The sequence below is a fragment of the Enterococcus sp. AZ188 genome (assembly GCF_050544075.1).
Lineage (GTDB): Bacteria > Bacillota > Bacilli > Lactobacillales > Enterococcaceae > Enterococcus_D > Enterococcus_D entomosocium.
The window spans coordinates 2,016,940-2,031,358 of the sequence record NZ_CP172943.1 but is presented as its reverse complement, the minus strand read 5'-3'; the positions used below and the strand labels follow the sequence as shown (position 1 = coordinate 2,031,358).

The following is a 14,419-nucleotide window of genomic DNA, read 5'->3' as shown; positions in this document are numbered from 1 at the left end:
GAATAAAAAAGCTGGAACTGAAAGAATCAGTTCTGGCTTTTTTTCTATGTTTCTCGATTTTTTTTGTACTTAGAATTGCTTTCTTGCAGTGTTAAATATTATATAATAAAAAACATTTTGACCCATTACTTTTCAAGGGATCGAACGATTCTTCGGCTTTAATGATTGGGGATTTGATGATGATTATAATGATACAAAGATTCTCATCATACAGACCGATTCATTTTTCCATTGAAAATACGCTGAAACGATAGGTGCAATAAAATAGCCTGACAGATCACAAGATGATTTGTCAGGCGAATGTTTATTTGCGGGTCAATTTTACCACCACTTCGCAGCGGGCGGTTTGTGGAAACATATCTACTGATTGCAGATATTCTACGTGAAACACTTTGGCTAATTGGACTAAGTCTCTTGCTAAAGTAGAAACATTACAAGATATATAGACCATCTTCTTCGGTGGTTGTTTCAGCAAAGCTTGCAATAATCGTTCATCCAAGCCTGTCCTTGGCGGATCAACAATGATGCTATCAGGTTTGAAGCCTTCATTGAACCATTTTGGTAAGAGCTCCTCAGCAGTTCCCGTTTCATAATGGGTATTTTGGGCACCAATACGGTGGGCATTTTCTTGGGCATTTTCGATCGCTTGAGGAATAATGTCCATGCCGCGGACTTCTTTGGCATAAGGTGCCACACTCAACCCAATCGTCCCCACACCACAGTAAGCATCAACAACTGTTTCATTTTTGCTTAAGTCAAGGGCTTTTAACCCTTCTTGATACAAGACGCTGGTTTGCTGCGGATTCAGCTGGAAGAATGCGCGGGCGGACAAGTCGAAGGTCAGTTCATTCAACCGTTCTTCGATCGCTTCTTTGCCCCAAAGATGAATCGTTTCCTCTCCCATGACGACGGACGTTTTTTTGTTTTGCACATTTTGCATGATGGAAACGACTTGCGGCAAGCGCTGATTGATCTCGCGAATCAGCGCATTTTTTTGCGGCAGTTTGACAGAATTGGTAATGAAAACAACTTGGACTTCGCCAGTGGCGATCCCGATGCGAACCATCAATGTTCGTAAAATCCCGCTATTTTTTCGTTCATCGTAAATCGGGATCTGGTATTTGTTCAACAATTGGACGATGCCGTTGATCACTTTTTGCGTATCTTGTTCTTGTACGAGGCAATCATCAATGGCGACTAAGCGATGAGACTCCATTTCGTATAAACCCGCTTCGATTCGTTTGGTTTGACTGTTGTAACGCAATTGAAATTGTGCTTTGTTGCGGTAATGCCAAGGAACATCCATGCCTAAAGTATCCCTTAGTTCAAACTGTTGGTAACCTTTTGGCTTAAATTTTTCAAGTGCTTGTTTCAATAGGTCTTTTTTGAAGTCTAATTGTTTGTCGTAGACTAAGTGCTGCAATTGGCAGCCGCCGCACCGGTCGTAAAACTTGCAGGGTGGTTGGATGCGATCGCTGCTTGGCTTGATGATTTTGGTCATCTTAGCTTCAGCAAAGCGGGGAGAGGCTTTGGTGACTTCGGCAATGACCTGTTCCCCCGGTAGAACACGGGGAACAAAGATGATCAGCTTTTTGTAATACCCGATGCCTTCTCCGTTGATCCCCAAGCGTTTGATCGTTAGTTGTAGTTTTTGTCCAAGCTGGACTTGTGTATTTGCCATGTGAACTCCTTAAATAAAATAGTCAGTTCATTTTACCACATTTTTTCAGCTTGATTAGAAGGAATTTCATCGTAGTTGTGGTAAAATAGAATGTACGTTCGCGAGGTGAAGAAGATGAATACAATTATTCGTATCAATAAAGGAAAAGGACCATTTTATGAAGTGGCGACATCAGAAGGTGAAACGCTGCGGGTCTCAGAAGATCTTTTGGTCCGTTTTCGGCTATTAAAAGGCAAGGAACTGAGTGAAGAAGAATTAAAAGAAATCAAAAAAAGTGCGGGGTTTGATTTAGGATTGCAGCAAGCCATGAACTATATCAGCTATCAGCTGCGTTCTGAAATGGAAGTCCGTACCTATTTGAAAGACAAAGAAATCGAAAAACAAGACCGAGACTTAGTCGTTGAACGTCTGAAAGAGTTGAATTTGATCGATGACAAAAACTACGGAGAAAGCTACATTCGCACCCAAGTCCGCATGAGTGATAAAGGACCCGTGGTCATCAGTCAGCAATTGAGAAAAAAAGGCTTGAAAGATCCTGTGATTCAGGAAGTATTGCCTTTGTATACCGAGGAAATGCAGTTTGAAGTCGGGTATCATACGGCTGAAAAAGCGATGCGTCGTTTTCACAACAAAAGCCATAAAGAAATGATCCAAAAGATAAAAATGCATTTGATGCAAAAAGGTTTTCATCAAGGAGTCATTCAGATGATTTTGGATGAATTACCGATGGAAAAAGATGAGGACCAAGAAAATGAAGCGCTCCAAAGAGAAGGGGCCCGACTTATGCGGCGGCATCAGCGGTTACCATTGATGAAACGAAAAATGAAAATCAAGCAAGGCCTTTATCAAAAAGGGTTTGCCATCGATGATATACAACGATTCTTAGATGAGGAAGTAATGGATGAGTAAGCAATGGGAAACTTGGGATGAAGAAAAAATCAAGACGTTCCAAGAAACATTTTTAACTTGGTATCATAAAGAAAAACGCAATCTGCCTTGGCGGGCGACCAACGATCCGTATGCAATCTGGATCTCAGAGATCATGCTTCAACAAACACGAGTGGAAACAGTGATTGGCTATTTCTATCGTTTTATGGAACAATTCCCGACGATCCAAGACTTGGCGGCAGCCGAAGAACAAAAGCTTTTAAAGGTTTGGGAAGGTTTAGGTTATTACTCTCGTGCCCGTAACCTTAAGGCTGCTGCACAGCAAATCGTTGCCGAATTCGACGGAGAAATGCCCCAATCAATTGAAGAGATTCGCTCATTAAAAGGAATTGGTCCCTACACAGCTGGAGCCATTGGCAGTATTGCTTTTGGCTTGCCAGAACCGGCAATCGATGGAAATGTGATGCGGGTCGTCAGTCGGTTATTTTGTATCGAAGCAGATATTGCGAAAGCCAGCAGCCGAAGACCATTTGACGAGGCGATGAGAACAATCATTTCCCCCGATGAACCTGGTGAGTTTAATCAAGCCTTGATGGATCTTGGCTCACGAATCTGTACACCCACTACACCGAAATGTGAAGAGTGTCCCATCAGTCAGTATTGTCTTGCTTATGCGGAGAATCGACAAACAGACTTTCCAGTGAAATCGAAAAAAGCAAAGCCAAAAGATGTCTATTACATCGCAGGCGCCATCGAAGATCAAGGCTCGTTTTTACTCGTGCAGCGACCTGAAACAGGCTTATTAGCTTCTATGTGGCATTTTCCTTTGGTAGAAGTGACGAAAGAACAGTACGAGGCTCTGCAGCGAACATGGGCAAAAGAGGAGCAGCTGCAGTTGGATTTGATTGCCGAAGATGATGCGCTCGAAATTTTTCCTGATCTGCCTGTCGTTTGGCAAAAACGACATTTTGGCGAGATCACTCATATCTTTAGTCATTTGAAATGGCACGTCCTTTTATTTTACGGCAGAAAACGTGGAGAGCTCACGTTACAAGACAGCGAATGGGCAGCAAAAGAATCCTTTCAAAACTATGTTTTCCCAAAACCCCAGCAGAAATTGGTGGATCAATTAAAGAAATATCAGAAACTCGATAAAGATTTCTAGGCAAAGCTTTCTTTTATTGCTATAATATTAACGATGTCGGTGTAATGAACACCCAAACAAAACGCAAGTTTTCTTGCTGAGGGAAGGGTTGCTATGCGAGTTCCAAAAGAAGGAGAGTTTGTCAGCATTCAAAGCTACAAACATGACGGCAATTTGCATCGAACGTGGCGGGATACGATGGTCTTAAAGACCAGTGAATTCTCAGTGATAGGGGTCAACGATCATACATTAGTGACCGAATCAGATGGAAGACGCTGGGTTACCCGTGAACCAGCAATTGTATATTTTCATAAAAAATACTGGTTTAATGTTATTGCAATGATTCGAGAAAAGGGGGTTTCCTATTATTGTAATCTTGCTTCACCGTATTTACTTGATGAAGAGGCATTGAAATATATCGATTATGACCTTGATATCAAAGTATTTCCTGATGGCGAGAAACGTTTACTAGATGTGGATGAGTATGAATTGCACAGTAAGATTATGCAATATCCGCAAGACATTGATTTTATCTTAAAAGAAAATGTCAAAATTTTAGTAGATTGGATCAATAATGGCAAAGGACCCTTTTCGCAAGGGTATGTGGACATTTGGTATGATCGCTACAAGCAGTTGTCTCAAAAATAAGTAAAATGGGTCGAATCGCTCATTTTCCCTAAGAAACTTCAACCAAGTTGGTTGGAGTTTTTTTGTGTTTCTAATGGAATGCTTCAATCAGCAGGTTTTAAGTTCTGTTTAAGCTGACAGTCCCATGATAGAGAGACCAAGAAAATTAGTGGGGGAAGCACATGAAGAAAAAAGGGAAGCTTGTTATCGGGACCACCATGATTCTGCTTTTTGCAGCGGGGTTTGCTGTGTTGAGAAACGACCAATCCGCTCGTGAGGAGAGTCAAGAAAGTACTTCTCAAACTGAGCTTAACGCTCAAACTGAAGAGACCACTCAGACTGCCAGTATGGTTCAAATTTATGTAGATCCCTCAGAATACGATGCAGCGATTGAAAGTGAGAACGATTATGTACCGATTTATCAGTCAACAAGTCAAGAGACAGTCATTGGGAAAATCCATCGGGGAAGTTGGGCAACCTTCATCAGTCAAACAGAAGACATGGTTGAAATTCAAACAGACGATGGGGTAACTGGTTATATTGAAAAGCAATCAGCATCGATTCAAGAAGTCGCGCTTTCGGCAATCCCAAAAGATCTATCGAACTTCAAAGTCGTCCTTGATGCAGGTCACGGCGGCGAAGATTCTGGGGCACTGTCAACGGATCAAATGATCATGGAAAAAGACTTGACGCTAACAACGGTCCAAACGATCGGCGAAGTGTTGACAGAAGCAGGTATTCAAGTCAGTTATACACGCACTGAAGATCGTTATCTCTCGCTGTCTGATATCACCGCTGCTTCGCTTTCAGAAGAACCAGATTTATTTATTAGCATTCATTACGATAATTCAGAAATACCAAACAGCAATCAAGGACTGACAACTTACTATTACTATACTGGGTCAAAAGAGATGGCAGAAACGATCACTGCCAATTTGAGTTCTTCGGTGGCATTGAGTTCCAACGGCACTCGTTTTGGTAACTATTATGTGTTGCGAGAACAATATCTTCCAGCAGTATTATTGGAGTTAGGCTATTTGAACAGTGACAATGATTTGGCAATGATTACAAGTGAAGGGTATGATCAAAGGGTGGCGCAAGCGTTGCTGACAGCGATTGAAGAGATCGTTGAAGCAGAGGAATAAAAAAACGGCGACTACAAAACAGAGGAAGGATCTGTTTTGTGGTCGCTATTTTAAGGAATCACTTCTCGTTAAAGATTTTGCTCATTTTGATATGGGGCATATCTGCGTCTAAAAAAACATCGCCTTGAGGCTGATAGCCTAACTTCAAGTAAAACTCTTTGGCAGTTATTTGTGCCCCTAAAGTGACTTTTTTGATTCCTTGTTTTTGAATGAAGGCTTCCGCACCTTCGATCAGTTGTCTGCCATAACCTGAACCTCGATGAGCAGCGGGGACCGCCATTCGCTGCAACTTCACTTCATGATCAGAGATAGGTAAGAAACGCAAGGTTGCGACTGCTTCATTATCGTCGTCATATAAGACAAAGTGGACTGCCAATGCTTCATTTTCATCTACTTCCAATGCTAATGGAACACCTTGCTCTTTCACGAATACTTGATTTCGTATTTTCAATGACGCCAAATAAATGTCACTCAGCGTATCTTTTGTTTGTGCAATATGCATAAAAAATTCACCTCAGCTAAGATTTCTCCGTTATTTTTAATAGTATACCACTTTTTTTACAAATTTTTTTTGTTTGCGGCTAAAGTCGCAAGCTTTTTTTTTCAAAATCATCTATAATGTTATAAAAAAGGGAGGGAATCTTTTGTTCGACAAATTCAAACAATCAAAACTGTTCTTTTGGTCATTGGAAGCATTGGTTTTAGTGACACTCGTGTTTGTGTTAAGTAAAGTCAATTTTCTATTTGCACCGATTGGCACGTTTTTTTCTACTTTATTTGCACCAGTATTGATTGCTGGCTTTCTGTATTACCTGCTAAATCCAATCGTCTTATTTTTGATGAAAACCACAAAAATAAAACGACTGTTTGCTGTCATATTGGTTCTGTTGTTATTAGTAGCAGCAATCATCTTGATTTTCGTCAGCGTTATTCCTAATCTAGTGAGTCAGATTACTTCATTGGCGGAAAATATTCCAACATTTGCCAAAAATATGGAAAGCTGGATCTCAAGAATCGCAGATGATCCATTTTTCAAACAAATCGATATCGCGCAGCAGTTAGAAAACCTAAATCTTTCTTATGGTTCTTTGCTGCAGCAGTTTCTTAGTGGGTTATCCACTAGCTTAGGATCGATCGTCAGTACGATTGCTTCCGCGACGATGATCATCGTTACAGTACCATTCATCCTGTTTTACATGTTGAAGGATGGAGAAAAGCTAGTTCCTAATCTGAAAACTGTCTTTCCAGAAAGAAGACGAGATCAGATTGTTGGGTTGCTAGGTGACTTAAACAAGACATTATCCAATTACATTAGTGGGCAAGCGATCGAATGTATTTTTGTCGCTACCTTCACGTTTATTGGTTACTGGATGATCGGCGTTAACTATGCCTTTCTTTTTGGGGTAATTGCAGGCGTCACAAACTTGATCCCTTATTTAGGCCCATATCTTGGTTTGATTCCGGCGGTGTTAGTGACGGTCTTTGATGAACCATTTCGCGCATTATTATGCTGTATCGTGGTTCTGGTCGTCCAACAATTAGACGGAAATGTTATTTACCCGAATGTAATCGGAAAATCATTGGCGATCCATCCGTTAACGATCATTTTGGTCTTATTAGTTGCTGGAAATCTAGCTGGCTTGCTGGGGATTTTCCTAGGTGTGCCATTTTATGCGATTTGCCGAACGATCGTCGTCTTTATTGTTCGCCTGATCAAAGACGACAAAATCAAGAAAAATCAGGAACGGTTGATCGAATAATCAATGACTGGTGTTTTTTATTGCAAAGAAAAAAACTTTGTGATAGGATTTTATCGTGGGCTAAGCCCACGATTTTTTTTAGAAAATAAAAAAATAAGGAGAGAATGCTATTATGAATGCTGACCCCGAGAGTCAGTCGCTTCTAGCGCAAATTTTATTATTGATCGTTTTGACATTGATCAACGCTTTTCTAGCGGCCTCTGAGATCGCAGTTGTCTCAGTTAACAAAAACCGTGTGGAGCAAAAAGCGGAAGAAGGAAATGTCAAATCACAAAAATTATTGAAAATCATTGATAATCCAACAAATTTCTTGTCAACGATCCAAGTTGGGATTACCTTGGTGAATATTTTATCTGGGGCATCTCTGGCAGATACCTTGTCGACCCGTTTGGCACCTTTATTAGGTGGAGGGACGGCGGCTAAAAGCTTAGCGAACATTATTGTTTTAGCGATCTTGACGTATGTGTCGATCGTTTTCGGTGAGTTGTATCCAAAACGGATCGCCATGAACAAATCAGAAGAAGTTGCCCAGTTCACTTCTGGTGTCATTCGAACGATCGGGATTATTGCAAAACCTTTCGTCTGGTTCTTATCTGCTTCGACAAGTTTATTGGCGCGCATCACTCCAATGGAATTTGACGATGAAGACACGAAGATGACCCGTGATGAAATGCGGTATATGTTGGAAACAGAAGGGGTCTTTGAAGAAGATGAATTAGAGATGCTGCAAGGGATCTTTTCATTAGACACGAAAGTGGCCCGGGAAGTCATGGTTCCTAGAACCTCAGCCTTTATGGTGGACATCAATGACTCAGTAGAAGAAATTTTGACTGAAATTTTAGCAGAAAATTATTCTCGTATTCCTGTATATAATGAAGATAAAGACAAAGTCGTAGGGATTCTACATACCAAAAATCTTTTGAAATGTGCGTACAAATACGGCTTTGATACGATGGACATCAAACAAATCCTGCAGGAACCATTGTTTGTGCCAGAAACGGTCTTTATCGATGATTTGCTTTATGAATTAAAGAAAACCCAAAACCAAATGGCGATTTTGCTTGATGAATATGGCGGCGTCGTTGGATTGGTTACACTAGAAGACTTGCTAGAAGAAATCGTCGGCGAGATCGATGATGAATCAGATGAAGTCGAAGAGCTTTATGAAAAAATCTCTGATAAAGAATATGTCATCCAAGGACGCATGTTGATCGATGATTTTAATGAAGCCTTCAACATGAGCTTGCATATGAGTGATGTGGATACGATGGCAGGATATTTGATCACTGCTTTAGGATTAATCCCTGATGAAGGAGAAAAACTATCCTTCGAAGTGGACAATGTGAAGCTGATCTCTGAAGAAATGGAAGGATCACGCGTCTTGAAGATCCGGGTGATTTTCCACGACCCAGAAGAAGGGGAAGTGGAACCAGAGGAAGAGCGGCGCTATTTCCGTAAAGATTTTGAGGAAGATGAGCCTCGCCGTTAAAGTTCCGTATAAATGAAATGAGAAAGACCAAGGCAGTTGCTTTGGTCTTTTTTGTCCGTTTTTTTACGTATTCCCCTTGATTTGTATGGAAGAAACGGTTACGATAAATTTATTGAATAATACAGTTTAAAAACAGATAAAAAAACACGTGTATCTTATCGTTAAGCAGTTTGATTGCAATTTTCCGTAAGAAAAGCGAGAATATCCATAGAAATATAATGAGAATGAGGGGCTTGAAATGAAATTTTACCGTATGCTTAGTGAAGATATCCGTTACAATTTGGCGACTGAAGAGTATCTGATGAATAACGTAGATGTTTCGGAACCTTGTCTTCTGTTATACATACAAAAACCATGTGTTATAATCGGCAGAAATCAGAATGCGTATCAAGAGATTGATTTTGACTATCTAAGAAGCCGTAAGATCGTTTTGACTCGCAGAACGTCTGGTGGTGGAGCGGTTTATGACGATCTAGGCAATATGAGTTTTAGTTTTGTCACCAAAAAAGATGCCACGAGTTTTGGTGACTATCAAAGTGCAACACAACCGATCATGAAAGGCTTAGCGGCAATGGGAGCCAAGGATGTTGAAGTACATGGCCGTAATGATCTGTTCATTGATGGGAAAAAGTTTTCTGGCAATGCGATGTATACAAAAAAAGGCCGGACGTATTCTCATGGCACGTTGATGTATGATGTGGATCTAGAAGAATTGACGAAAGTTCTACATGTTGCCCAAGAAAAAATTGCTTCTAAAGCCACGAAATCAGTTCGGAAAAGTGTGACGAATATCAAGCCCTTTTTGGCAGAGCAATACCAATCAATGGATACCAAGGAATTTCGAGATACACTGCTTTGCCGAATCTATGAAGTAGAATCGATTGATGAAATCAGTGAGCAAGAGATCGTCTTAACGGAAAACGATCGACAAGCGATCCAAGCACTGTTTGAAGAACGATATGCCAATAATGAGTGGATTTTTAATGAAGCGCCTGCTTTCGAATGGCAAAAAAGAAAGCGGTTTGAGCAGGTTGGGATTGTTGAAGTCGATTTTACTGTCAACAAAGGCAAGATTGCAGCGATTCAAATTACCGGTGATTTTTTTGGACAAAAAGAGATCAGTGAACTTGAAGCGATGTTGCAAGGTATTGATTTTGAAAAAAGCACCATTAGCCGCTTGCTAGAGGGAATCGCCATCGATCAGTTTATCCATCAGATGACCGCTTCTGAATTTTTAGCATTGCTGTTTGATTAGGAGGAAAAAGATGTTAGAAGCGATCAATCTCACAAAGCGTTACGATCGAAAGGTTCTCGATGGTTTGTCTTTTTCTGTTCAGGCAGGAGAAATCGTTGGGGTCGTCGGCAAAAGCGGCTCAGGAAAATCGACGTTGTTGCGGCTTTTAAACTTGATTGAAACCCCAGACAGCGGGGAATTACTTTTTGATGGCAAAAAAATCGATACATCGAATAAAAAGCATCTGCTACGTGCACAACAAGAAATCGGCATGATTTTTCAAAATTACAATCTGTTACACAATCGAACCGTTTTCGAAAATGTCTATTTGCCCTTGAAGTTAATGGGAAAGTCAGCAGATATGGTACTTGAGATGCTTTCGTTTGTTGGCATGGAAGATAAAGCCCACATCTATCCGGCCAAGTTAAGCGGCGGAGAGAAACAACGAGTGGCTATTGCACGGGCTTTGATCCGTGAGCCAAAAATCTTGCTGTGTGACGAGCCCACTAGTGCGCTGGACGAAGATACGAAAGCCGATGTTCTTGCTTTGCTGCAAAAAGTTCAACAGACGTTTCAACCAGCTGTCGTCTTTGTCAGTCATGAGCTATCGGCCGTCCGACAAATTTGTCAACGTGTGTTTGTATTGGAGGATGCCGTCTTTGAGGCGGAGTTTGCCAATCAGCCACAACCAATCGTCCGCATTGAAAGCTCTTATGTGAACAAAGTGGAGAGGAGTCTGCTGCATGACGATCAGTGAGAGTATTTTGTATTATCTGCCTGAATTGCTGCAATCTTTGAAAGAAACAGCGATCATGATGGGCATTTCGATGCTCGCAGCCATTGTCTTAGGTCTACCGTTAGGTGTCTGGCTTTTTCTCAGTCGCAGCCGAGGGAAAAAAATCTCATTTCTTTATGAGTGTTTGAATCTCGTTGTGACGATCATCCGCTCGTTTCCTTTTTTATTATTTGTTGTAGCGTTGATCCCGTTGACGCGGATGCTTTTAGGCAGCTCATTTGGACCGATTCCCGCCAGTTTTCCTTTGAGCATCGTTGCTATGAGTATTTTTGCTCGTTTGACGGAGCAAGTGCTGTTGGATGTTCCAGAAGAAGTTTCTTATTTGGCGAAATCTCTTGGTGTCAGTCAATGGCAGTATGTTTGGTCGTTTTTACTAGTGGAAGCTAGAAGCGGCTTGATTTTATCTTTAACGACGACAGCAGTCAGCATGGTTTCTTATTCGACGGTGATGGGGATCGTTGGTGGTGGCGGTATCGGCGATTTTGCGATCCGTTATGGGTACCAGCGTTATGAGTATGGCGTGATGTATTTTGCAATTATCATCATGATTCTTTTGGTCTTTATCCTGCAAGGGATTGGCAATCAAGCAGCAAGAAAACTTGATAAACGAAAATAGGAGGAATGAAAGTGAAAAAAGGATTTGTTTTAGGACTGAGTGTATTGGCATTAGGTGTATTGGGGGCTTGCGGTACAGGTTCTGATGAAGCGAGCGAAGAGAAAATCATCAAGGTCGCTTCGCAAACGACGCCAATGACCGATGTCGTAAAGGTTGCAGCTGAAGCAGTGGAAGATGGCTGGGAAATCCAATTGGTCCAAGTCAATGACAATATCCAGTACAATGAGTTGCTGAATAATGACGAGGTCGATGCTAACTTTGCGCAACATGAACCATATATGCAAATGTATAATGAAGAAAAAGATGCAAACCTAGTGGCACTAGATAAAATCTACAACGCAAAAGTCGGTTTTTATTCCAAAGAGTATACGGATATCAATGATATTCCAGAAGGAACGAAAGTCGCATTGCCAAATGATGTGTCCAATGAAGGTCGAGCGTTAGCGATTTTAGCAGAAGAAGGATTGATTACCCTTAAAGAAGGCGTTGGTGTCAATGGGACATTAAAAGACATTACCGAAAATCCGAAAAAATTTGAGTGGTTATCTGTCGATTTACTGAATCTTGCGGAAGCCTATGATGAACCAAACGTATCTTTGGTATACAATTACCCAACCTATATCGCGAAAATCGGTTTGAAACCAGCAGATGCCCTTTTCTTAGAAAAGACCATCGATGATCGCTTTGCTATCTCATTGGTTGCTCGAGAAGACAATCAAGATTCTGAAAAAATCGCTGTATTGCGCCGTGCCATGACTAGCGATAAAGTTCGTGAGTTTTTAGAAAACGAGCATAGCGATACCTTATTGCCAGCATTTTAATTTATTTCTATCAAAATGGAAGGAACGCCCTTTGCCTAACTCTCTAAAAGAGAGTAGTCAAAGGGGTTTCTTGTCTTTTTTTGCTTTTTTATCACCCTTATCCATGATATACTGATTTGGTCAGAAAACTAGCGACAGTCTAAAATAGACACTGTTCGCATTGTAAATACAAGAAATGGAGCAATAGAATCAATGGATAATCCAAAATTAAAACAACAAGTCGATAGTCGCCGTACCTTTGCGATTATTTCCCATCCGGATGCGGGGAAAACAACCATTACAGAACAATTATTATTATTCGGTGGCGCGATTCGCCAAGCTGGTACGGTCAAAGGGAAAAAGACTGGTAATTTCGCAAAGTCCGACTGGATGGAAATCGAAAAACAACGGGGGATCTCCGTTACCAGTTCCGTTATGCAGTTTGATTACCAAGGCAAACGGGTCAATATTTTAGATACCCCTGGGCATGAGGACTTTTCTGAAGATACCTACCGTACCTTGATGGCGGTGGATAGTGCTGTCATGGTGATCGATAGCGCAAAAGGGATCGAAGCACAAACGAAAAAACTCTTCCAGGTCGTTAAAAAACGTGGTATTCCGATTTTTACTTTTATCAATAAACTCGACCGTGATGGCCGCGAACCATTAGAATTATTAGAAGAACTAGAAGATCTTTTAGAGATCGAATCATTTCCAATGAATTGGCCGATCGGCATGGGGAAAGGCTTGGAAGGACTGTATGATATCCACAACCAACGGGTCGAATTTTACCGTCCTGACAATCACGGTGGGGAACGTTTAGTTGCCCTAGATGAAAATGGTCAATTCCCAGCAGATCATCCATTTGCCGAAGATGGGCTGTTCCAACAAGTTTTAGAAGAAGTGGAATTGCTGCAAGAAGCTGGCGACGCCTTTGATACAGAAAAAATCGCTCGGGGCGATCAAACCCCTGTATTCTTTGGTTCTGCTCTCACAAATTTTGGCGTACAGACCTTTTTAGAAACCTTCTTGACTTTTGCACCAGCACCTTACGGACATAAAACACTAGCTGGTGAGGAAGTCAGTCCTTATGAACCAGAAATGTCTGGGTTTGTATTCAAGATCCAAGCAAACATGAATCCTGCCCATCGTGACCGGATCGCCTTTGTCCGCATTTGTTCAGGAACCTTTGAACGAGGCATGGACGTTACTTTAGAACGTACTGGCAAAAAAATGAAACTCAGTAATGTGACTCAATTTATGGCTGATACCCGTGAAAATATTGAAGAAGCTGTCGCCGGAGATATCATTGGTGTCTATGACACGGGGAATTATCAAATCGGTGACACGATTTATGAAGGAAAACTAAAAGTTGCTTACGAAGAGCTGCCATCGTTTACTCCGGAACTCTTTATGAAAGTTACTGCGAAAAATGTGATGAAGCAAAAATCTTTCCATAAAGGAATCTATCAGTTGGTCCAAGAAGGGGCTATCCAGTTGTACAAGACGTATCTTAGTGATGAGTATATCATCGGTGCTGTCGGGCAACTGCAATTTGAAGTTTTCCAATATCGCATGATGAATGAGTACAATGCGGAAGTCATCATGACCCCAATGGGCCACAAGATCGCCCGTTGGATCGATCCGAAAGACTTGGATGAGCGTATGAGCTCCAGTCGTAACATTTTAGCGAAAGACCGTTTCGACCAGCCATTGTTCTTGTTTGAGAATCAATTTGCGATGCGTTGGTTCGCAGATAAGTACCCAGATGTCGAATTGAAGAGCTTGATGTAAGAGCCGTTTCCCGCGAGCCTGTCTAGGTATGCGCAACTCTGTACGTAAGGCTGATCTTTTTGAATTGAACGATCGTAGAAAGTCCTTTCTTATCAAAATGGATAAGAAGGGGCTTTTTTTGCTGAAAACGTGCTTTTGATACAGAAGGAAGGCTGTGTGATTGGGGCAATGGTCCAATGATCAGACAATTATCCTAATTTATAAGCATTCTTTTAAAAGAAGATAAAAAGAGTTGGAAAAAGAGCGTAGTATTAAAGATGACCGCAAGGAAGTGCACTTGAAATGAATAGAAAAATATCATAGGCACATTTGGTGATTCAGGAAATTTTCACTTGTTTGAAAGTAGAGGGAAAGCAGAGAATAGATTGCCAGTGATAGAGGTCATTTAATCATTTGATCGAGGGACAAGTTCTTTTTGTCAGATGCTACTAGTGAAGACTAAACT

Annotated in this window: 13 protein-coding genes; 11 read left to right on the top strand and 2 right to left on the bottom strand. The window is 41.2% G+C overall.

Annotated elements, in window-relative coordinates:
* Positions 1 to 304: 304 nt before the first annotated feature.
* Positions 305 to 1,681, bottom strand: coding sequence for a 23S rRNA (uracil(1939)-C(5))-methyltransferase RlmD (gene rlmD / locus IGI86_RS09545; RefSeq protein ID WP_008378249.1), 1,377 nt, complete (start codon positions 1,679 to 1,681; stop codon positions 305 to 307).
* A 114-nt stretch (positions 1,682 to 1,795) separates the two neighbouring features.
* On the opposite strand from rlmD, the gene recX reads away from it, so the two are divergent.
* The 4 genes from recX to IGI86_RS09525 all read left to right on the top strand — a co-directional run bounded on the left by recX (position 1,796) and on the right by IGI86_RS09525 (position 5,485).
* Positions 1,796 to 2,590: a recombination regulator RecX gene (gene recX / locus IGI86_RS09540; protein ID WP_008378247.1), complete on the top strand. Its 795-nt coding sequence runs from the start codon at positions 1,796 to 1,798 to the stop codon at positions 2,588 to 2,590.
* Positions 2,583 to 3,734: an A/G-specific adenine glycosylase gene (mutY, locus tag IGI86_RS09535; RefSeq protein ID WP_016610228.1), complete on the top strand. Its 1,152-nt coding sequence runs from the start codon at positions 2,583 to 2,585 to the stop codon at positions 3,732 to 3,734. The genes recX and mutY overlap by 8 nt, the downstream gene beginning before the upstream one ends.
* Before the next feature lie 93 nt (positions 3,735 to 3,827).
* The gene (gene ntdP, locus IGI86_RS09530) at positions 3,828 to 4,361 is read left to right on the top strand and encodes a nucleoside tri-diphosphate phosphatase (protein WP_005225863.1); all 534 of its coding nucleotides are present in this window, start codon (positions 3,828 to 3,830) and stop codon (positions 4,359 to 4,361) included.
* A 161-nt stretch (positions 4,362 to 4,522) separates the two neighbouring features.
* Positions 4,523 to 5,485 carry an N-acetylmuramoyl-L-alanine amidase gene (locus IGI86_RS09525; RefSeq protein WP_430617227.1) on the top strand — a complete coding sequence of 321 codons (963 nt, stop codon included), beginning with the start codon at positions 4,523 to 4,525 and terminating at the stop codon, positions 5,483 to 5,485.
* 58 nt (positions 5,486 to 5,543) lie between these two features.
* Here the strand turns inward: IGI86_RS09525 and IGI86_RS09520 are convergent, their stop codons facing one another.
* A complete protein-coding gene (locus IGI86_RS09520; protein WP_016620420.1) occupies positions 5,544 to 5,987 on the bottom strand; it encodes a GNAT family N-acetyltransferase in 444 nt (147 codons plus the stop codon).
* A gap of 142 nt (positions 5,988 to 6,129) precedes the next feature.
* Here IGI86_RS09520 and IGI86_RS09515 point away from each other — a divergent pair, with 142 nt between their 5' ends.
* The 7 genes from IGI86_RS09515 (at position 6,130) to IGI86_RS09485 (ending at position 13,974) form a co-directional block, all read left to right on the top strand.
* A complete protein-coding gene (locus IGI86_RS09515; RefSeq protein WP_008378242.1) occupies positions 6,130 to 7,245 on the top strand; it encodes an AI-2E family transporter in 1,116 nt (371 codons plus the stop codon).
* Between the two features lie 112 nt (positions 7,246 to 7,357).
* Positions 7,358 to 8,734, top strand: coding sequence for a hemolysin family protein (locus IGI86_RS09510; protein WP_005235523.1), 1,377 nt, complete (start codon positions 7,358 to 7,360; stop codon positions 8,732 to 8,734).
* Between the two features lie 238 nt (positions 8,735 to 8,972).
* Entirely contained in the window at positions 8,973 to 9,989 is a 1,017-nt protein-coding gene (locus tag IGI86_RS09505; protein ID WP_086332441.1) for a lipoate--protein ligase, read from the top strand.
* A gap of 10 nt (positions 9,990 to 9,999) precedes the next feature.
* Positions 10,000 to 10,725 (top strand): methionine ABC transporter ATP-binding protein, encoded by a 726-nt coding sequence (locus IGI86_RS09500; protein ID WP_101699142.1) that lies wholly within the window; start codon positions 10,000 to 10,002, stop codon positions 10,723 to 10,725.
* On the top strand, positions 10,712 to 11,380 hold the full coding sequence (locus tag IGI86_RS09495; protein ID WP_086332439.1) for a methionine ABC transporter permease: 669 nt from the start codon (positions 10,712 to 10,714) through the stop codon (positions 11,378 to 11,380). Before IGI86_RS09500 ends, IGI86_RS09495 begins: the two co-directional genes overlap by 14 nt.
* 5 nt (positions 11,381 to 11,385) lie before the next feature.
* Positions 11,386 to 12,201 (top strand): MetQ/NlpA family ABC transporter substrate-binding protein, encoded by an 816-nt coding sequence (locus tag IGI86_RS09490; protein ID WP_016612200.1) that lies wholly within the window; start codon positions 11,386 to 11,388, stop codon positions 12,199 to 12,201.
* A gap of 192 nt (positions 12,202 to 12,393) precedes the next feature.
* Positions 12,394 to 13,974 carry a peptide chain release factor 3 gene (locus IGI86_RS09485; protein WP_008378231.1) on the top strand — a complete coding sequence of 527 codons (1,581 nt, stop codon included), beginning with the start codon at positions 12,394 to 12,396 and terminating at the stop codon, positions 13,972 to 13,974.
* The last annotated feature ends 445 nt before the right edge of the window (positions 13,975 to 14,419 follow it).

Coding starts and splice junctions, on each gene's coding strand:
- recX (WP_008378247.1), top strand. CDS start 1,796: ATGAATACAATTATTCGTATCAATAAAGGAAAAGGACCATTTTATGAA.
- IGI86_RS09505 (WP_086332441.1), top strand. CDS start 8,973: ATGAAATTTTACCGTATGCTTAGTGAAGATATCCGTTACAATTTGGCG.
- IGI86_RS09485 (WP_008378231.1), top strand. CDS start 12,394: ATGGATAATCCAAAATTAAAACAACAAGTCGATAGTCGCCGTACCTTT.
- IGI86_RS09510 (WP_005235523.1), top strand. CDS start 7,358: ATGAATGCTGACCCCGAGAGTCAGTCGCTTCTAGCGCAAATTTTATTA.
- ntdP (WP_005225863.1), top strand. CDS start 3,828: ATGCGAGTTCCAAAAGAAGGAGAGTTTGTCAGCATTCAAAGCTACAAA.
- IGI86_RS09525 (WP_430617227.1), top strand. CDS start 4,523: ATGAAGAAAAAAGGGAAGCTTGTTATCGGGACCACCATGATTCTGCTT.
- IGI86_RS09520 (WP_016620420.1), bottom strand. CDS start 5,987: ATGCATATTGCACAAACAAAAGATACGCTGAGTGACATTTATTTGGCG.
- IGI86_RS09490 (WP_016612200.1), top strand. CDS start 11,386: ATGAAAGTGAAAAAAGGATTTGTTTTAGGACTGAGTGTATTGGCATTA.
- rlmD (WP_008378249.1), bottom strand. CDS start 1,681: ATGGCAAATACACAAGTCCAGCTTGGACAAAAACTACAACTAACGATC.
- mutY (WP_016610228.1), top strand. CDS start 2,583: ATGAGTAAGCAATGGGAAACTTGGGATGAAGAAAAAATCAAGACGTTC.
- IGI86_RS09495 (WP_086332439.1), top strand. CDS start 10,712: ATGACGATCAGTGAGAGTATTTTGTATTATCTGCCTGAATTGCTGCAA.
- IGI86_RS09500 (WP_101699142.1), top strand. CDS start 10,000: ATGTTAGAAGCGATCAATCTCACAAAGCGTTACGATCGAAAGGTTCTC.